This window comes from Pseudomonas sp. S10E 269, from assembly GCF_002798465.1.
In the GTDB taxonomy this organism is placed as follows: Bacteria; Pseudomonadota; Gammaproteobacteria; order Pseudomonadales; family Pseudomonadaceae; genus Aquipseudomonas; species Aquipseudomonas pergaminensis.
This window is the reverse complement of the sequence record NZ_PHIJ01000001.1, coordinates 5,220,919-5,240,220: the sequence shown is the minus strand read 5'-3', so window position 1 is coordinate 5,240,220 and position 19,302 is coordinate 5,220,919. Positions and strand designations below refer to the sequence as shown.

The 19,302-nt window shown below is 63.0% G+C and carries 12 protein-coding genes; 11 read left to right on the top strand and 1 reads right to left on the bottom strand.

Features of this window, described 5'->3' with window-relative positions:
* Nucleotides 1-98: 98 nt before the first annotated feature.
* Nucleotides 99-4,967 carry an NAD-glutamate dehydrogenase gene (locus tag CWC48_RS24330; protein ID WP_078048748.1) on the bottom strand — a complete coding sequence of 1,623 codons (4,869 nt, stop codon included), beginning with the start codon at nucleotides 4,965-4,967 and terminating at the stop codon, nucleotides 99-101.
* A gap of 491 nt (nucleotides 4,968-5,458) precedes the next feature.
* On the opposite strand from CWC48_RS24330, the gene CWC48_RS24325 reads away from it, so the two are divergent.
* The 11 genes from CWC48_RS24325 (at nucleotide 5,459) to CWC48_RS24270 (ending at nucleotide 19,274) form a co-directional block, all read left to right on the top strand.
* Nucleotides 5,459-5,812 carry a hypothetical protein gene (locus tag CWC48_RS24325; protein ID WP_100490512.1) on the top strand — a complete coding sequence of 118 codons (354 nt, stop codon included), beginning with the start codon at nucleotides 5,459-5,461 and terminating at the stop codon, nucleotides 5,810-5,812.
* A gap of 292 nt (nucleotides 5,813-6,104) precedes the next feature.
* Nucleotides 6,105-7,064, top strand: coding sequence for a MoxR family ATPase (locus tag CWC48_RS24320; RefSeq protein WP_003174327.1), 960 nt, complete (start codon nucleotides 6,105-6,107; stop codon nucleotides 7,062-7,064).
* Nucleotides 7,065-7,069: 5 nt separating this feature from the next.
* Nucleotides 7,070-8,002: a DUF58 domain-containing protein gene (locus CWC48_RS24315; RefSeq protein ID WP_099491580.1), complete on the top strand. Its 933-nt coding sequence runs from the start codon at nucleotides 7,070-7,072 to the stop codon at nucleotides 8,000-8,002.
* Nucleotides 7,999-8,493: a DUF4381 domain-containing protein gene (locus CWC48_RS24310; protein WP_025857779.1), complete on the top strand. Its 495-nt coding sequence runs from the start codon at nucleotides 7,999-8,001 to the stop codon at nucleotides 8,491-8,493. The genes CWC48_RS24315 and CWC48_RS24310 overlap by 4 nt, the downstream gene beginning before the upstream one ends.
* Nucleotides 8,486-9,574 (top strand): VWA domain-containing protein, encoded by a 1,089-nt coding sequence (locus tag CWC48_RS24305; protein WP_078048750.1) that lies wholly within the window; start codon nucleotides 8,486-8,488, stop codon nucleotides 9,572-9,574. The genes CWC48_RS24310 and CWC48_RS24305 overlap by 8 nt, the downstream gene beginning before the upstream one ends.
* Nucleotides 9,571-11,310 (top strand): tetratricopeptide repeat protein, encoded by a 1,740-nt coding sequence (locus CWC48_RS24300; protein ID WP_100490511.1) that lies wholly within the window; start codon nucleotides 9,571-9,573, stop codon nucleotides 11,308-11,310. Before CWC48_RS24305 ends, CWC48_RS24300 begins: the two co-directional genes overlap by 4 nt.
* On the top strand, nucleotides 11,307-12,947 hold the full coding sequence (locus tag CWC48_RS24295; protein ID WP_100490510.1) for a BatD family protein: 1,641 nt from the start codon (nucleotides 11,307-11,309) through the stop codon (nucleotides 12,945-12,947). Before CWC48_RS24300 ends, CWC48_RS24295 begins: the two co-directional genes overlap by 4 nt.
* Nucleotides 12,948-13,401: 454 nt before the next feature.
* Entirely contained in the window at nucleotides 13,402-13,632 is a 231-nt protein-coding gene (locus tag CWC48_RS24290; RefSeq protein WP_100490509.1) for a DUF6124 family protein, read from the top strand.
* Nucleotides 13,633-13,807: 175 nt separating this feature from the next.
* Nucleotides 13,808-15,049, top strand: coding sequence for an exonuclease SbcCD subunit D C-terminal domain-containing protein (locus CWC48_RS24280; RefSeq protein WP_078048755.1), 1,242 nt, complete (start codon nucleotides 13,808-13,810; stop codon nucleotides 15,047-15,049).
* Nucleotides 15,046-18,684, top strand: a complete 3,639-nt coding sequence (locus CWC48_RS24275) for an AAA family ATPase (protein ID WP_100490508.1) — start codon at nucleotides 15,046-15,048, stop codon at nucleotides 18,682-18,684. Before CWC48_RS24280 ends, CWC48_RS24275 begins: the two co-directional genes overlap by 4 nt.
* Nucleotides 18,681-19,274: a glutathione S-transferase gene (locus CWC48_RS24270; RefSeq protein ID WP_100490507.1), complete on the top strand. Its 594-nt coding sequence runs from the start codon at nucleotides 18,681-18,683 to the stop codon at nucleotides 19,272-19,274. The genes CWC48_RS24275 and CWC48_RS24270 overlap by 4 nt, the downstream gene beginning before the upstream one ends.
* Nucleotides 19,275-19,302 lie beyond the last annotated feature (28 nt).

The following is a 19,302-nucleotide window of genomic DNA, read 5'->3' as shown; positions in this document are numbered from 1 at the left end:
AATGCAGGTCAAAACGTGCCCTTCAGTGTTTGATAAATAGCGTTCCAACAAAAAGCCCCCGCATCTCACGATGCGGGGGCTTTTGTTTTACCGAGGGATTACGCCGGTTGCAGCACCGACTGTCCACTCAACGCCAGGTCCAGCAGCTCGCGGTTGGCCACCGCGTACATGGCGTAGTCCGTGCCGACCGCAGCACGGATTTCCACCATCATCGCCACCCAACGCTCGGCCATGTCCTTGTGCTGCTCAAGCCACAGGGCCACGCGGGCTTCCATGTCTTGTGGCGCGTCGGCCATTTGCAGGACGGAGATGGTAATCGCGCGTTGCTGCCAGTCCACGTCGTCGCGGAAGGCTTCGCGGGCCTGGGCCTGCCAGTTGTTGGCCACTGGCAGGTCGCTGATCTGCTGCAGGTACCACGGCAGGTCCAGGGCGCTGCCGACGGCGAAGTAGGCCTTGGCCACTTCGGCGGCGTCATGCCCGGTGACGTCAGCGGCCTCGATGATCGGCAGCAAGGTGTACAGGTGGGTAGTGCCTGCAACCATGCGCGCCAACAGCTCCGGCACGCCGGCTTCGGTGTAGGCCTGGTAGCGGGTCTGCCAGCCTTCGCGGGTCGGGCCCTCCAGCAGTTCGTCGAGCTTGAGGCCCAAGGCGGCCAGGTGCGGACCGAAGTGTGCGGTGTCACGGCCAGCGTCCTGCTCGTTGCGACGGCTGCGCAGGAACCAGCGCGTGGCACGACGACCCAGGCGCATCAGCTCGTCCATCAACTGCAATTGCACGTCAGCGGAGACCTGGTGGTCCAGGGCTTCGATCTGACGGAACCAGTGCGGGAGGTGGAAGATGTCGCGCACGATCACATAGGCGCCCGCCACGTTCGCGGGGCTCATGCCGGTCGACTCTTTGAGTCGCTGCACGAAGGTGATGCCCATGTGGTTGACCAGGTCGTTGGCGATCTGGGTGCTGACGATTTCGCGCTTCAGGCGGTGACGACGCATGGCCTCGGAGAACTTGGCCACCAGGCTCGGCGGGAACGCGGTCTCCATGTCACGGGTCAGGTACTCGTCATCGGGTACCAGCGACTTGAGCAGCGCTTCCTTGAGGTCGATCTTGCTGTACGAGATCAGCACCGACAGCTCCGGACGGGTCAGGCCCTTGCCATTCGCGGCGCGCTCGGTGAGCTGCTCCTCGGTCGGCAGGTACTCGATGGCGCGGTCCAGCTTGCCACGGCCTTCCAGGTCGCTCATCAGGCGCTTGTACTCGGCGGCACGCTCGTAGGCACGGCGCGCAGCCAGGGACAGGGCCTGGGTCTGCTTGTAGTTGTTGCCCAACACCAGGTGGCCGACTTCGTCGGTCATGCTCGCCAGCAACTGGTTGCGTTGCTTGTCGGTCATGTCACCGGCCTGCACCACTTCGTTGAGCAGGATCTTGATGTTCACTTCGTGGTCGGAGCAATCCACGCCACCGGCGTTGTCGATGAAGTCGGTGTTGGAACCGCCGCCATTGAGGCCGAATTCGACACGACCCAGCTGGGTCATGCCGAGGTTACCGCCCTCGCCCACCACCTTGCAGCGCAACTCGTTACCGTTGACGCGCAGTGCGTCGTTGGCCTTGTCGCCCACATCGGCGTGGCTTTCAGTGCTGGCCTTGACGTAAGTGCCAATACCGCCGTTCCACAACAGGTCCACCGGTGCCTTGAGCAAGGCGTTCAGCAGCTCGGTCGGGGTCAGCTTGTCGGCGGAGATATCGAAGCGTTCTTTCATCTGTGGCGAGATGGCAATGCTCTTCGCGCTGCGCGAGAAGATACCGCCGCCTTCGGACATGATGCTGGTGTCGTAGTCGGTCCAGGCCGAACGCGGCAGCTCGAACATGCGCTGGCGCTCGACGAAGCTGGTGGCCGGGTTCGGGTTTGGATCGATGAAGATATGCAGGTGGTTGAAGGCCGCAACCAGTTGCAGCTTGTCGGACATCAACAGGCCGTTACCGAACACGTCACCGGCCATGTCGCCGACGCCCACCACGGTGATGCTGTCTTCCTGCACGTTGATGCCGCGCTCACGGAAGTGACGCTGCACACCGACCCACGCGCCCTTGGCGGTGATGCCCATTTTCTTGTGATCGTAACCGGCGGAACCACCGGAAGCGAACGCATCGCCCAGCCAGAAGCCGTAGTCGATGGCGATGCCGTTGGCGATGTCGGAGAAGGTCGCAGTGCCCTTGTCCGCTGCTACCACCAGGTACGGGTCATCGTCGTCATGGCGCACGACGTTGGCCGGCGGCACCAGGGCGCCGTCTTTCAGGTTGTCGGTGATATCCAACAGGCCGGAAATGAAGATGCGGTAGCAGGCGATGCCCTCGGCCGCGATCTCGTCCCGGCTGCCGCCCAATGGCAGGCGACGCGGCAGGAAGCCGCCCTTCGCACCCACGGGCACGATGACCGAGTTTTTCACTTGCTGGGCTTTTACCAGGCCAAGCACTTCAGTACGGAAGTCTTCTTCACGGTCGGACCAGCGCAGGCCACCACGCGCGACGTTGCCGAAACGCAAGTGCACGCCTTCGACGCGTGGCGAGTACACAAAGATTTCAAACTTCGGCACAGGCTTGGGCAGTTCAGGGATCGCGTGCGGGTTGAACTTGAAGCTGAAGTACGACTTGTTCTGGCCGTTGGCGTCGGTCTGGTAGAAGTTGGTGCGCAGGGTGGCCTTGATCAGGTCCAGGTAGCGACGCAGGATGCGGTCTTCGTTGAGCACCTGAACATCGTCCAGGGCCGTGAGAATCGCTTGTTCCAGGCGTTGCTGCTTGTCTTCCAGGTCTTCACTGGTGAGCTTGCGCGCCAGGTAGAAGCGCGTCTTGAACAACCGGGTCAACTCGCGGGCGATGTCGGTGTGGTTGTTCAGGGTGCTGGCGATGTAACCCAGGTCGAAGCCCAGGCGGATCTGCTTCAGGTAACGGGCGTAGGCACGCAGCAGCGCAACGTCGCGCCACGGCAGGCCGGCAGTCAGCACCAGGCGGTTGAACGCATCGTTCTCGGCGTCGCCGTGCACGATGTGCACAAATGCGTCTTGCAGGGTGTCGTTGAGCTGCTGGATATCCAGGTTCACGCCTTCGGCGGCGATGAACGCGAAGTCATGGATCCAGAACTCACGACCATTGGCGTGACGCAGGCGGTACGGGAACTCGCCCAGCACACGCAGGCCGAGGTTTTCCAGGATCGGCAACACGTCGGACAGCGCCAGCGGGGTGTCAGCGTGGTAGAGCTTGCAATGCAGCTCGCGTTGGCCGGAGACCTGGCCCAGCGGCTGATAGAAGCTCATCACCAGCGGGTTGGCTTCGGTGAGGCTCAGCAGGTGCTGCATGTCGACTACGGCCGAATGCGCAGCGAAACGCTCGCGGTAACCGGCCGGGAAGCCTTTCGGGAAGTCGGCCAGCACGTTGGTGCCGTGGGCTTCGCCGAAGCTTTCGACGACGAGGCTGGAGTAGTCGTCCTGCCAGCTGCGGCAGGCCTGCACCACTTCTTTTTCCAGCTGCAGCGGGTCGATGTCCAGGCGGTTCTTCGGGTCAACCCGCAGGATCAGCTGTACACGGGCCAGCACGGATTCGGAGAAGAAGGTCCAGAATTCGCAGTCCGAGGCCTTCAGGCGATCCATCAACACTTGCTGGATCTTCTGGCGTACTTCGGTGGAGTAGATGTCGCGCGGCACGTAGGCCAGGCAGTAGCAGAAACGACCGTACGGGTCTTTGCGCAGGAACACGCGGATCTTGTTGCGTTCCTGGATCTGCACGATCGACATCACGGTGCTGAACAGTTCGTCGACCGGGGTCTGGAACAGGTCATCACGGGGCAGCACTTCGACGACCTGGGCAAGCTCCTTGCCCAGGTGAGCCTTGGGCTGGAAGCCGGAACGGCGTTCGATTTCCGCGACCTTGCGGCGGATGTACGGAATGACCCGCACGCTTTCGCCATACACCGAGGAGGTGTACAGGCCCATGAAACGGTGTTCCTTGATGACTTTGCCGTCGGCGTCGATCTCACGGATCGACACATAGTCCGGGTAGGCTGGGCGGTGCACGCGGCTTGGGTGCGCCGCCTTGGCAAACGACAGCACGGTCGGCTCACGCAGGTAAGCCACGGCATAGTCTTCGATGCGCAGGTCGTCGGCGGTGAGGCCGGCGCGCAGCAGCTTGGTCAGACCGAGGAAGGAATCGGCGTCATATTCAATATGACCGCCGTCTGCCTCGTCACGTACCACGAACTCTTCATAGCCGAGGAAGGTGAAGTGGTTGCCCACCAGCCATTCCAGGAAGTTCTTGATCTCGGCTTTTTCTTCGCCGTCGATGACAAACTGGCTGGCGTCGATACCGGCCAGCAGGTCCTGGACCTTGGCTTTCATCGGTTCGAAATCAGCCACCGCCACGCGCACTTCGCCCAGCACCTGCTCCAGCTCTTTGCTCAGCACGTTCAGTTCGGCGGCGTTGGCGCAACGGTCGATTTCCAGGTACATCAGCGATTCTTGCTGGATACCTTCGCCCTGGGTGCCCTTGGGCAGGATTTCCAGCAGCTCGCCCTTGGCGCCACGGCGTACGCTGAGCACGGTGGTCTGCAGGGTGTGGATGCTGTAGCCACGGCGGTTCAGTTCGGTACGGACCGAATCCACCAAAAATGGCAGGTCATGGTGCAGCACTTCGACCGCGGTGTGGGTCGACTGCCAGCCATGACGTTCGTAATCGGGGTTGTAGACCCGCACTTGCGGTTGGGTGTGATCAAAGCGCTCAAGCAGGCGCCAGGCAGACAGGGTGCAACCGGCCAGGTCGGAAAGGCGACGCTGGGTCAGTTCGTCCAGGGAAATGATGCCGAAAAATTGCTCAGCGAACAGCGCCACTTGTGGCAGTGCCTGTTCACTGATGTGCTGCGCCAGTGCCGATTGCAGTTGATGCTGGAAGTCGGCCTTGCTGGCTGCGGTGAAGAACGCCATCTGTGGTACTCCGCTTGGGCTTGTTATTGATGAAAGCGTCGCGTGTTATCCCCTTGCGGGGAGACCGTCAGCGCTGTTCGCTGGTACTGATATAAGCACACTAGCGAATCAGGGTGACAGGTGAGTGAAGCTGGACAAGACAGTCAGGTCACATACAACTTCCATTGGACATACGCCTTGCCAGGCGACGGTACGACGGGCAGGTCAGGTTCCCGGCACAGGGCACATCCGTTGCGCAGCTTAACGAGTGTGGGAAGCCCGCTGCTTGCGACGCTGCGACATATTCGGTCATCGGTAAGCAGGCACTGGGTTGCTACTTGGGCAACCCGCAATATCCGGCAAAGAAACCGGCTATTTCAACGCCCGCGAGTACCAGAAATGACTGATAGTGCCCGTCAGGTCATGCACTGGGTCTGACACAGGATGCAGCACAAAATTCGCCGCAATGGCACAATTGCCCGCATTACGCCCTACCCCAGACAGGATTCCCCATGCTGCAGCTGAAAACCGACGCACTGATGGTCACCCCGTGCGATGACGAAGAAGACAACATGGCGATGCTCTGCTGCCACGGCAAGAACGGCGAGATGTTCATGCTGACCCGCTACCCGGATGAGGACGAAGTGGAACTGACCTGGGATTACGAACCGTCGACCCTCGACGGGCTGAAAGTCACTCTGGGCGCCACGACCCTGCTGGTTGAACTGGCCGCGGGCGATGCCGATGCCTTGGGCGGCAAGGACCAGTTGGAGATCACCCACGCCACAGCCGCTTCCGACCTGGACGAGGTTGAAGCGACCTTGCAGAACATTCTCAACGGTACCGGCACCTTCACCCGGATTTAAACCGCACCGCCGATAAAATGTGGGAGCTGGCTTGCCTGCGATGCGGGCGACTCGGTCTATCAGTCAGACCAGGGCGATGCCATCGCAGGCAAGCCAGCTCCCACAGTAACGGTGTTCGCAACAGAAAGTACGCGTGCCTCTGTTTGTGCGTTACACACAAAAATCCTACAAGTATTGCCAAAAATACCCGTTACTCCGTTAGTCGCCGCCCCCCTCGATGCATTAAAGTAGACGCCCCAGGCCTTGGCATTTTTCACGATGCCCCGACTCATCTCTCCAGGAACCGTCATCGATGGAACATCGTGAAGCGCTGCTTGCGCTGCGAACCTTTCTTTCTACGCAGATTCTCGGCCAGGAAAAACTCATCGATCGCTTGCTGATCGCCTTGCTCGCCGACGGCCATATGCTGGTGGAAGGTGCGCCAGGCCTGGCCAAGACCAAGGCCATCAAAGAGTTGGCCGAAGGCATCGAAGCGCAGTTCCATCGCATCCAGTTCACCCCCGACCTGCTGCCCGCCGACATCACCGGCACCGAGATCTATCGCCCGGAAACCGGCAGTTTCGTGTTCCAGCAAGGGCCGATCTTCCACAACCTGGTGTTGGCGGACGAAATCAACCGCGCCCCGGCCAAGGTGCAGTCAGCCTTGCTGGAGGCCATGGCCGAGCGCCAGGTCAGCGTCGGGCGTAGCACCTACGACCTGTCGCCACTGTTCCTGGTGATGGCCACGCAAAACCCGATCGAGCAGGAAGGCACCTACCCGCTGCCAGAAGCCCAGCTCGACCGTTTCCTGATGCACGTCAAGATCGGCTTCCCCGACGCCGCCGTCGAGCGACGTATCCTGCAACAAGCCCGTGGCGAAGCGCTCAACGGCGAAACCAAACCGGAACGCCGCGTCAGCCAGCAGGCGATCTTCGCCGCGCGCAAGGAAATCCTCGGCCTGTACATGGCAGACGCCGTGGAGGAATACCTGGTGCAGCTGGTGATGGCTACGCGCACCCCGGCCAAGTTCGACCCGGAGATGGCCGAGTGGATCGCCTACGGCGCCAGCCCACGCGGCTCTATCGCCCTCGACCGCTGCGCGCGGGCGCATGCCTGGCTGGCCGGTCGCGACTTCGTCAGCCCGGAAGACATCCAGGCGGTGCTGTTCGACGTGCTGCGCCATCGCATCATCCTGTCGTTCGAGGCCGAAGCCGCCGGCATTGACCAGGACCGTGTGGTGCAACGCATTCTTGACGTCGTTGCCGTCGCTTGAAACCCATGAACACCGGCGACGGGATTCGCATCACGCTCAGCGAACTGATCGAGATGCGCCATCGCGTGCGCGAAGTGCAGCTGTTTTCCACGCCGAGCCAGCGCAGCCCGCTGATCGGCCTGCACCACTCCAAGCTGCGCGGGCGCGGGGTCGACTTCGACCAAGTGCGTGTGTACCAGGCTGGCGATGACGTGCGCACCATCGACTGGCGCGTGACGGCGCGCACCCAGGAACCGCATACCAAGCTGTTCCATGAAGAACGCGAGCGCCCGATTTTCATCATGGTGGAGCAAAGCTGCCGGCTGTTTTTCGGCTCCGGGCAGATGTTCAAGTCGGTGCTGGCGGCCCAGGCGGCCAGCCTGATCGGCTGGGCTGCGCTGGGGCACAACGACCGCGTCGGCGGGCTGGTGTTCGGTGACAACGAGCACTATGAAATCAAGCCGCGCCGCAGCAAGCAAAGCCTGCTGCAGTTGCTCAACCGCCTGGTGCGCGTCAACCAGAGCCTGAGCACCGAAAGCCGCCCCGAAGCCGACGCCCTCGGCATGGCCCTGCGGCGTGGCCGCGAAGTCTTGCGTCCCGGCAGCCTGGTGATCGTGATCTGCGATGAACGCGCGCTGACCGAAGGTGCCGAGCAACAACTGAGCCTGCTGTCACGGCATTGCGACCTGCTGCTGTTGCCGATCTCCGACCCACTGGACCACGCCCTGCCCGCGGCCGGGTTGCTGCGCTTCGCAGAGCGCGGCGCACAGCTGGAACTGGACACGCTCAACTTCGATTTGCGCCAGGCCTACAAGGCCCAGGCCGAAGCGCGCATTGCCCGTTGGGAGCTGCTCGCGCAGAAACTGCGCGTACTGTTGATGCCCTTGAGCACCCAGAGCGAAATGGTCGAGCAACTGCGCGAATACCTCAACCCGCAACGCCCGGTTAAAAAACAATGAGCAGCCTTGACCAACTGCAGCCACTGATCGCCCCGCCCGCCATCGGTTTCTGGCCGCCTGCACCGGGCTGGTGGCTGTTGCTGCTGGTGATTCCGTTGCTGGGGTGGGGCCTGTGGTGGCTGCGGCGTTTCCTGCCGACCCGTCGCCCCATCGCCCGCGCCGAACAACCGCTGGACCCGCTGCGCATCGCCGCCCTGGCGGAACTGGCGCTGATGCCCAAACCCTACGACGGCGCCCCGGCCGGTGCCTGGCTGCAGCAACTCAATGGCCTGCTCAAGCGCCTGTGCCGCAACGACTACCCCTACAGCCAGAGCCACACCCTCAACGGCCGCAAATGGCTGGCCTTCCTCGATAACCGCTGCCCCGCCGCCGGCCTCACGCGCTGGATGGTGCTGGTGGAAGGCGCCTACAAGCCCGAATGCAAACTCGACGACAAGGCAATCGCCGGCCTGACCCAAGCGGTCGATACCTGGATTCGCAAACATGTTTGAGTTCGCCTGGCCGTGGATCTTTGCCCTGTTGCCTCTGCCCTGGCTGATGCGCCTGGTGCTGCCGGCCGCCGACAGCGGCGAGCCCGCCCTGAAAGTCAGCTACCTCAGCGACCTCGAAGGCCTGGCTCGTCGCCGTGCGCGCGTCAACCTGCCGGGCTGGCGCCAGCAAGCGCCGTTCGTGGTGCTGTGGTTACTGCTGTTGACTGCCGCCGCGCGCCCGGAATGGCTCGGCGAGCCGCTGCCGATTGCCGCCAGTGGCCGCGATTTGCTGGTGGCGGTAGACGTGTCCGGTTCCATGGATTTTCCTGACATGAACTGGCAAGACGAAGACGTGAGTCGCTTGAGCTTGGTCAAACACCTGCTCGGCGATTTCCTCGAAGGTCGCGAGGGTGATCGCGTCGGCTTGATCCTGTTCGGCAGCCAGGCCTACCTGCAAGCGCCGCTGACCTTCGACCGCCGCACCGTGCGCACCTGGCTGGATGAAGCGCGCATCGGCATTGCCGGCAAGAACACCGCGATTGGCGACGCCATCGGCCTGGCCCTCAAACGCCTGCGCCAGCGTCCGGCGCAGAGCCGCGTGCTGATCCTCGTCACCGATGGCGCCAACAATGCCGGGCAGATCGACCCACTCACGGCGGCGCGCCTGGCTGCCGAAGAAGGCGTGAAGATCTACCCGATCGGCATCGGCGCCGACCCCGAGCAAACCGGCTCGCTGGGCATCCTCGGCGTCAACCCGAGCCTGGACCTCGACGAGCCTGCACTCAAGGCCATCGCTGAAGCCACTGGCGGCCAATACTTCCGCGCCCGCGATGGCGAAGAACTGCAAACCATCAAGGCAACGCTCGACAAGCTCGAACCCGTCGAGCAACAACCCACCCAGGCACGCCCGGCCCTGGCGCTGTACAGCGCGCCGCTGGCCCTGGCGTTGGTGCTGAGTATGCTGCTGGTGATCCAGGAGCGCTGGCCGAACAACGCCTTGCAGCGGCTGTTCAACCGGCTCTCGAGCAAAGGGATTTTCCTGCAGCAACACCCGGAATGGCGCCAGCGCCTCAAGCGCCTGCGTTTGCGGAGGCGTCGATGATCGACCTGTGGCCGCACTGGTTCCGTCCCTGGTGGCTGTTGCTGCTGCCGTTGCTCGGCTGGTTGCTGTGGCACCTGTGGCACCGGCAAAAGCGTGCCGGGCGCTGGCAGATGATCCTGCCGCCGGCCTTCCACGCCGTCCTGCTCAGCGGTGGCAGCGGGCGTGAGAGCAAAACGCCGTGGGTGGTGCTCGGCATTGCCTGGCTACTGGCAGTGCTGGCGTTGCTCGGCCCCAGTTGGCAGCGCGTTGAGCAGTCCAGTCAGAAGCCATCCGACCCGTTGGTGGTGCTGCTGGAACTGACCCCGGAAATGCTCGCCACCGACAGCCCGCCCAACCGCCTGGAGCAGGCACGGCGCAAGCTGTATGACCTGTTGCAGGCGCGCACCGACGCGCAAACCGCCATCGTCGTGTATGCCGGCAGTGCCCACACCCTGGTGCCGCTGTCGGACGACCTGGCCACCAGCCGCAACCTGCTGGAAGCCTTGCGCCCATCGATCATGCCCGAAGCCGGCCACCGTGCCGACCTGGCTGTCGAGAAAGCCCTTGGCCTGCTCAAGCAAGGCGGGCTCGGCCAGGGGCGCCTGTTGCTGATCGGCTCCTCGCTGTCCAAACAGGAACGCCAGGGCATCCGCCTGCTGCTGCAAAGCGGCCAGGCGCCGAGCTTGTCGATCCTTGGCATCGGCAGCCGTGAGGGCACGCCGGTGACCCAGGAAAGCGGCGAGTTCCTCAAGGACGAACAAGGCGCGATCCTGGTGCCACGCCTGGACAGCCCGACCCTCAAGGCCTTCGCCAGCGAAATGGGCGGCCGCTACCGCGCTGCGCGCCTGGACGACAAAGACCTGCGCCAGCTCGGCGTGCTGGACCCACCGCAAACCTTGCGCAACGACGGCCAATTGCTGCACCTCGACACCTGGGCCGACCAGGGTTACTGGCTGCTCCTGCCGCTGTTGCTGCTGGCCGCTTGCGCTGGCCGGCGCGGCTGGTTGTTCTGCCTGCCGCTGTTGCTGTTGACTGCACCGCAACCCAGCTACGCCTTCGGCCTGCAGGACCTGTGGCTGCGTCCGGATCAGCAAGGCCAATATCTGTTGAAGAAAAAACGTCCCGCCGAAGCCGCCGAACACTTTGAAGACCCGCAGTGGCAAGGCGTGGCGCTGTACGAGGCCGGCAACTATGCCGAGGCTATCAAGCGTTTCGCCGAAGGCAATGACGCCTACTCCCACTACAATCGTGGGAATGCCCTGGCCAAGTCCGGTGAACTGGAAGCGGCGATCGACGCCTACGAGCAAGCACTCGAAGCCCAGCCCGACCTGCAACCGGCGCTGAAAAACAAGGCGCTGGTGGAAACCCTGATGCAGGAACAGGCCGAGCCTGAGCCCACTGAACCGGCAAAAAACGAGGATGACGAAACCACCCAACCCGGCCAAACTGCGCAACCGGGCGCCACTGGGCAAAACGCCACGGGTGGCGAGCAGTCGTCACAAGGCCAGGGTGAAGCCGGCACTGGCGACACCCAGACGGGCAACACGCCGCAAACCGTGGGCAATGAGGTACCGGGCAGCGAGCTGGGCGACGAACAGACCACTACCCCGCCGCTGCGTCCCAATGACGCCAGCCTCGACGGTGAACACCGCCAGGCCCTGGAGCAATGGCTGCGGGAGATCCCGGACAACCCCGGCGAACTGCTGCGCCGCAAATTCTGGTACGAACAGCAACAACATCAGGACAAGACTCGATGAGCCGCCGCACCACCCTACTGCTCCTGCTCGCCTTGTCGGCAGGCCACGCCCAGGCGGCGAACCTGACCGCCAGCGTCGACCGTAGCCGCCTCAACTCCGGGGAAACGGTGGAACTGACGGTGGAATCCAGCGATGTCACCCAGTTCGGCAAGCCGGACCTTGCGCCCCTGGATGCGCAGTTCGAAGTCAGCGGCACCCGCCAGATCAACCAGCTCACCACCTTGGGTGGCGATAACCACGCCACCACACGCTGGATCATCACCCTGCTGCCCAAGGAAAACGGCACGGTGGTCATCCCACCCCTGCAGGTGGGCGAGTACAAGACCCAGCCGATCAGCCTGCAAGTCTTGGAGACCGCCAGCCAGAACACCGCCGCCGAGCTGGCGCCGGTGTTTGTCGAGGCCAACCTCGACCAGACCAGCGTCTACGTGCAGGCCCAGGCACTGTTGACGGTGCGCGTGTACCACTCGGTGTCGCTGTATGACGACAGCAGCCTCACGCCTTTGCAGATTGCCGATGCACGCGTGGAGCAGTTGGGCGAGTCGCGCACCTACGAGAAGGTGATCAACAGCATCCGCCATGGCGTGATCGAAACCCGCTACGCGATTTACCCGCAGCACAGCGGCACCCTGGCGATCCCGGCACAGACCTTCAGCGCGACGCTGGTGGAGTCGCGCCCGGCCCAGGAAAACACCCTGCAGGGCACCAAGCCCGGCAAGCTGATCCACGTCAGCTCTGCGCAGTTGCCCCTGGTGGTCAAACCCAAACCCGCGCTGTACCCGGCGGATACGCCCTGGTTGCCGGCGCGCAGCCTGACCCTGAGCGAAAACTGGAACCCGGAGCCTGAGCACGTGCAGGTCGGCGATTCGCTGACCCGCAGCCTCACGGTCAAGGCCGAGGGCCTGTCCAGCGCGCAACTGCCGGCCCTGCCCAGCACCGACATCAGCGGCTTGCGCCGCTACCCGGACCAACCGGTGCTCGGCAACCAGACCAATGACCGCGGCCTGATCGGCAGCCGTGAAGACCGCGAAGCCCTGGTGCCCAACCGCGCCGGCGCCCTGGAGCTGCCTGCCGTGGACGTGGTGTGGTGGAACACCCACGAAGACCACCTTGAGCGCAGCAGCTTGCCGGCCCGCACCCTGCAGGTTGCCATCAACCCGAGCCTGGCCGTGGATACCCCCGCCACGCCAACGGTGATCACCGCGCCGGATGATGAACGCCTGTGGCTGTGGCAACTGAGCACATTGATCCTCGCCTGCACCACATTGCTGGGATTTGGCCTCTGGTGGCGCGCACGTCGCCAACCCGCTGTGCAACGCGCCGCGCAAACCGGCCCAAGCCCACGCACCCTGCTCGACGACCTCAAGCGTGCCACCCAGGCCAATGATCCGCAGGCCACCCGCCAGGCCCTCGACGCCTGGGCTCGTCAGCAACCGGAAACGCTGGCCGATATGGCGGCGCGGTTCGTGCCGCTGTCGGATGCGCTGGATGGGTTGAATGGTGCGCTGTACAGCGAGAGTGGGCATTTCTGGCTGGGCGAAGACTTGTGGCGTGCGGTCAAGGCCATTCCGGTGGCTGAGCGTGAACAAGACCCGGCGACGGATACCACGAGCTTGCCGCCGCTCTACCCCAAGTAACCGCAACCTCCCTGACACCACACACATCAAAAATGTGGGAGCGGGCTTGCCCGCGAATACGGTGTGTCAGATAAAGATACACCGACTGATACACCGCATTCGCGGGCAAGCCCGCTCCCACACTTGATCTCCATCGTTTGGTTGACATGCATTGTCAAAGGCCAGCAATCCATATCGCTTTAATTTGCAGGAAGTTTCCTAGACAATCCCACGGCCTTGCGCCTGCTCACTCCACTGGCTAGCCTTCGCTCCGTCGCTGCACATCAGCGATCGGGTGTGAGATCCCGTGAATTTGTAGGCGCCACGAGCAACATGCTCTATGGCAGCTGTGTGCGGGCAGACTTCGGTCTGGCCGGGTGCGCCTACAAGTCCGGTATCTCACCCCGCACATAGCTGCCACCTTTTGACGTGTGAGATCGGCAAAAGAATGGCTCCAAACCCTGTAGGTACTTTCATGAACAAAATAGTCCCCAGTCCACCGCCCACCTTCACCGTGCACCACGACCTCAGCTTCGAAGACGCCCTCGCCCAGATCTGCGACCTGCTGCGTTGCGCAGCCGCGACCGCTGCGGGCACCACCCAAATGCTAAGCAGTGATCAGCGCCATATGGCGGGCGCCACCGAGCACCTGATCAACAGTGCCAGAGCCCTGGCCGACCGAGCGCTGGACTGCCTGCACGCGTAACCCCTGTGGGAGCGGGCTTGCTCGCGAAAGCGGTGTGCCAGGTAAAAATGCACTGACTGACACACCGCTTTCGCGAGCAAGCCCGCTCCCACATTGGATCTGTGTCACCCACAGGCACCAGGTGTGCTTTTACAGGTAAACTCCCCTCCTTTTCATCTTTTCCACGGAGTTCGCCTTGCGTCTGTTTCACACCTCCGACTGGCACCTGGGCCAAAACCTTCATGGCCAGGAACGCGACTTCGAACACGCCTGTTTCCTCAAATGGCTGTTGGTCCAATTAAAGGACCATCAGCCGGATGCGCTGCTCATCGCCGGCGATATCTTCGACACGGTCAACCCGCCGCTCAAGGCGCAGGAACGGCTGTATGACTTCATCATCAGCGCCCATGAACAAAACCCGAAACTGACCATCGTGATGATCGCCGGCAACCACGATTCCGGCTCGCGGATCGAACTGCCCGCGCCGTTGATGCGTCGCCTGCGTACCCACGCGCTCGGCCGCGTGCTGTGGCTGGATGACGGCCAGCTGGACGCCGAACGCCTGCTAATCCCGCTGCCGGATGCCAAGGGCAAGGTCGCCGCCTGGTGCCTGGCCCTGCCCTTCCTGCGCCCGGCGGAAGTCACGGGGGCACACCTGGGTGACGATTACCTGCACGGCATCGGCCAGGTGCATGAAGGGTTGATCGCCGCCGCCAACGCCAAGCGCAAAAAAGGCCAGGCGCTGATCGCCATCAGCCACGCGCACATGGCCGGGGGCTCGGTGTCGGAAGACTCCGAGCGCAGCCTGATCATCGGCAATGCCGAGGCGTTACCGGCCAAACTGTTCGACAGAAGTGTCGCCTATGTTGCCCTCGGCCATTTGCACAAGCCGCAAAAGGTCAATGGCGAAGAGCGCATTCGCTACAGCGGCTCGCCGATTCCACTGTCATTTTCCGAAATCGGCTACAAACACCAGGTTCTCGACGTGACGTTCCAGGGCCAATGCCTGGTAAGTGTCGAACCGATCCTGATCCCCCGCTCGGTCGATCTGCAACGCCTGGAAGCCGCCCCACTGGCGGACATCCTCACGGCGCTGGCCGACTTGCCAGACGTCGACCTGCTCGCCGAAACCCAGCGCCATCCCTGGCTGGAAGTGCGCGTGCGCCTCGACGAGCCGCAGCCCGACCTGCGCCAGCAGATCGAAACCGCACTGCAAGGCAAGGCCGTGCGCCTGGTGCGCATTGCCGCCGAGTACGCCGGCAAACGCGGCAGCGACGACACGGACGATGAGCGCCTGATCGAACTTGACCAGCTCACGCCCCAGGAACTGTTCAGCCGTGCCTGGCAGGACAGCTACGGCAGTGAAGTGGATGAACAGACCTTGAAGGATTTCGCCGTGCTGCTCCAGGAAGTGCAACAGGAGGCTGAACAGCCATGAAGATCCTCGCCATCCGCCTGAAAAACCTCGCCTCCCTGGCCGGCCCGTTTGAGATCGACTTCACCGCCGAGCCCCTGGCCAGTGCTGGGTTGTTCGCGATTACCGGGCCAACTGGCGCCGGTAAAAGCACCCTGCTCGACGCACTGTGCCTGGCGTTGTTTGGCGCGGTGCCACGCCTGGGCGATACCGGCCAGGCGAAGATGCCAGATGCCGACAGCGATATTTCCATCGGTGACCCACGCACCCTGCTGCGGCGCGGCACCGGTGGCGGTTATGCCGAGGTGGATTTTGTCGGCGTCAACGGCCGTCGCTACCGTGCGCGCTGGGAAGCCAATCGCGCCCGCGACAAGGCCAGCGGCAAGTTGCAGAACAGCCGCCAGAGCCTGCTGGACCTGGACAGCGACCAATTGCTGGCCAGCCAGAAAACCGAATACAAGACTCAGCTGGAACTGGCCCTGGGCCTGAACTTCGAACAGTTCACCCGCGCCGTGTTGCTGGCGCAAAGCGAGTTCAGCGCCTTTCTCAAGGCCAACGACAACGAACGCAGCGAACTGCTGGAAAAACTCACTGACACGGCCCTCTACACCCAGCTCGGCCGGCGCGCCTTCGATAAGGCCAAAGAGGCCAGGGACGCCCACAAGCAGTTGCAGGACCAGGCCACCGGCGTGGTGCCCCTGGCACCCGAGGACCGCGCCGAACTGGATCAGCACTTCGACGCCGCGCAACAACAGCTCAAGGCCGAGCAAGCACAACTCAAGCAGCTTGAACTTCAGCACACCTGGCTCAAAGAACTGCGTGAATGGCAGGAACGCCAACTCGCCGCTAACGAACAGCTGCAACGCGCGCAGTCCGACTGGGACAACCAAGGGCCGCAACGCCAGGACCTGAGCCGCCTGGACCAGTTGGCACCGCAACGTCATCAATTCGCCCGCCAGGCCGAACTCAGCACGCTGCTCACCCCGCTGGCCGCGCAGATCCAGCTGCATATTCAACAACAAGCCGACCTGCTTGCCCGCCAGGAACAGGCCCAGCAACAGCTCGCCAGCGCACAGAGCGCATTGGCGCAAGCCCTGAAAAACCAGGGCGATGCCGTGCCGTTGCTGCGCCAGGCATTTGAGCAGCAAAGCACCCTCGCCCACTTGAGCCAGGCACTGGCCAAGCGCACCGAGGACACACAGCAGCACGAACAGGCCTGCGCCGAAGGCCAGGCCCTGCTCAACGGTTTGCAGGAAAAACAGGGCCAGGTCGCCGAACGCCTGCAACGCCTGAGTGCCGAGCTTGAGAGCAGTGCCGCCCTCGCGCCATTGGGCGATGCCTGGAACGCCTACCGCGACCGCCTGCAACAGTTGGTGCTGATCGGTAATCGCCTGAACAAGGGTGAGGCCGAACTGCCTCAATTGGAACAGCGCGCCACCCTTGCCGCCGAACAGTTCACCCAGCAACGCGAAGCGCTGGACCTGCTGTACCAGGAAGCGGGCGCCGAACCCCACGCCGTGGCCGAGCAGATCCAGTTGCTGGCCAGTCTGCTGCAGGACAATCGCAAACAGCAGCGCGCCTTCGAAGACCTGACGCGCCTGTGGGACAGCCAGCAGCAACTGGACCAGCACGCCAGCACACTGACGCAAAAGCTCACCGATGCTCAACAAAAGCGCGAGCAACTGAACCAGACCGGCCTGCAGACCAAAGCTGAGCTGACCGTTGCCGAACAGACCCTGACCGTGACCAAGCAACTGCTGGAACGCCAGCGCCTGGCCCGCAGCGCGAGCGTCGAGGAATTGCGCGAGCAGTTGCAGGACGATCAGCCCTGCCCGGTGTGCGGCAGCCATGAACACCCGTACCACCAGCCCGAAGCCCTGCTGCAAAGCCTCGGTCGCCATGACGAAAACGAAGAAGCCACGGCGCAGAAAGCCGTCGATATCCTCAAGGAGACACTCACCGAGCTGCGCGGTGAAGTGGGTGGCCTGATCGCCCAACAAAAGGAATACCTGCACCAGCAGGAGCAGTTGGCGACGCAACAGCAAGCACTCAAACCCAGCCTGGATGCGCACCCGCTGGCCGCCGCGTTGTTCAACCAGGACGCCGCCAAACGTAGCGCCTGGCTTGACCAGCAACTGAGCCAACTGACCCAGAGCATCACTCAGGACGAGCAGCGTCAAGGCGCCCTGCTCAACCTGCAACAAAATGCCGGCCGCTTGCAGCAACAATTGCAGGCTGCCCAGGAAGCGAGCCAGCAGTCGCGTCAATTGCTGGTGGACCAGCAGCGTGAACTGGCCAGCGACCGCGAACGCCTGGAGCAGGAACTGAACGCGTTCACCGGCCTGTTGCCTGCCGATACCCTGGAAGGTCTGCGCGCCGAGCCAGCCGCCACGTTCATGCAGTTGGACCAGCAGGTCAGCCAGCGCCTTGAACAGCTGGGCCATCAACGTGATGAGCTGGCCGAGCAACAAGAGCGTCAACAGGTCATCGAGAAAGAACAGACCCATCAGCAGCATCGCCAGCAACAACGCGACGCACTGATTCAGCAGGTTACCGAGCTGGCTGCACAACAACAGGCCGGCCAGGAAAAGCTCAGCGCATTGCTCGGCGAGCACAGCACTGCCGAGCAGTGGCAGCATCACCTGGATCAGGCCGTGACCCAGTCGCGCGACAGCGAGGCCGATGCCAACAAACAACTGCAAGCGCTCCACAACGCGCTGATCCAACTGGCCGGCGACCTCAAGTCCCAGCAGGAACGCGAACAGGCCTTGCAGGCCGAGCAACAGACCCTCGACACCCGCATCAGCGAGTGGCGCGCCCTGCACCCGGAACTTGACGACGCAGGCCTCAACCGTTTGCTCGGCTACGATGACGCCCAGGTCAGCCAACTGCGCCAGCAGCTGCAGCACAGCGAAAAAGCCGTCGAACAGGCCAAGGTTTTGCTGCAAGAACGAGAGCAACGTCTCGCCGACCACCAGGCCTTGCACAACGGCAATCTCGACGCCGAGGCACTGGAGAGTGCCCTGGCCGTCCTCAACCAGCAATTGGCCGACAGCGAGAAACGTTGCGCCGAATTACGTGCGCGCCAGTCCGAAGACCAGCGCCGCCAGGACGCCAACCAGGCCTTCGCCGAGCAGATCGCCAAGGCCTATGACGAGTGGCAGCGCTGGGCCCGCCTGAATGCGCTGATCGGCTCGGCCACCGGCGACACCTTCCGCAAGATCGCCCAGGCCTACAACCTCGACCTGCTGGTGCACCACGCCAATGTGCAGCTGCGCCAGCTGGTGCGTCGCTACCGTCTCAAACGCGGCGGCAGCATGCTCGGCCTGTTGGTGATGGACACGGAAATGGGCGATGAGCTGCGCTCGGTGCATTCGTTGTCTGGCGGCGAAACGTTCCTGGTGTCCCTGGCGCTGGCACTCGGCCTGGCGTCGATGGCCTCCAGCACACTGAAGATCGAGTCGCTGTTTATCGATGAAGGCTTTGGCAGCCTGGACCCGGAATCGCTGCAATTGGCCATGGACGCCCTGGACGGCTTGCAGGCCCAAGGGCGCAAGGTGGCGGTGATCTCCCACGTGCAGGAAATGCACGAACGGATTCCGGTACAAATTCAGGTCAAGCGCCAGGGCAATGGCCTGAGCACCCTGGAGGTCAAGTGAACGAAGTGTTGCTGTATTCGTTCCGGCGCTGCCCGTACGCGATGCGGGCACGCCTGGCCCTGCGCTACGCCGGCGTGCCGGTACGTATCGTCGAGGTGAGCCTCAAGGCCAAGCCAGCCGAGATGCTGGCACTCTCGCCCAAGGGCACGGTGCCGGTGTTGAGTGTGGAGGGCGAGGTGATCGACGAAAGCCTGGCAATCATGCAGTGGGCGCTGGCCCGGCACGATCCGGATGACTGGCTGCTGCAGGGTGATCCCGCGGTATTGGCGTTGATTGCCGAGAACGACCAAGGCTTCAAGTATCACTTGGATCGATACAAGTACGCCGAACGCTACCCGCAATTTCCAATGGAGCATTACCGGGCCGAGGGTGAGATGTTCTTGCAGAAGTTGGAGGGGTTACTGACGGACCGCGCCTATTTGCTGGCCGATCATCCGAGCCTGGCGGACATGGCCCTGGCACCGTTTGTGCGGCAGTTTGCCCATGTGGATCGGGATTGGTTTGCCAGTGCGCCCTACCCTGGGTTGCAGCGCTGGCTAGGCGCGTTCCTGCAATCACCGTTGTTCATCGGTGTAATGGCAAAGCATTAACCGGGAAAAGCAGGCCTGTTGTGGTGAG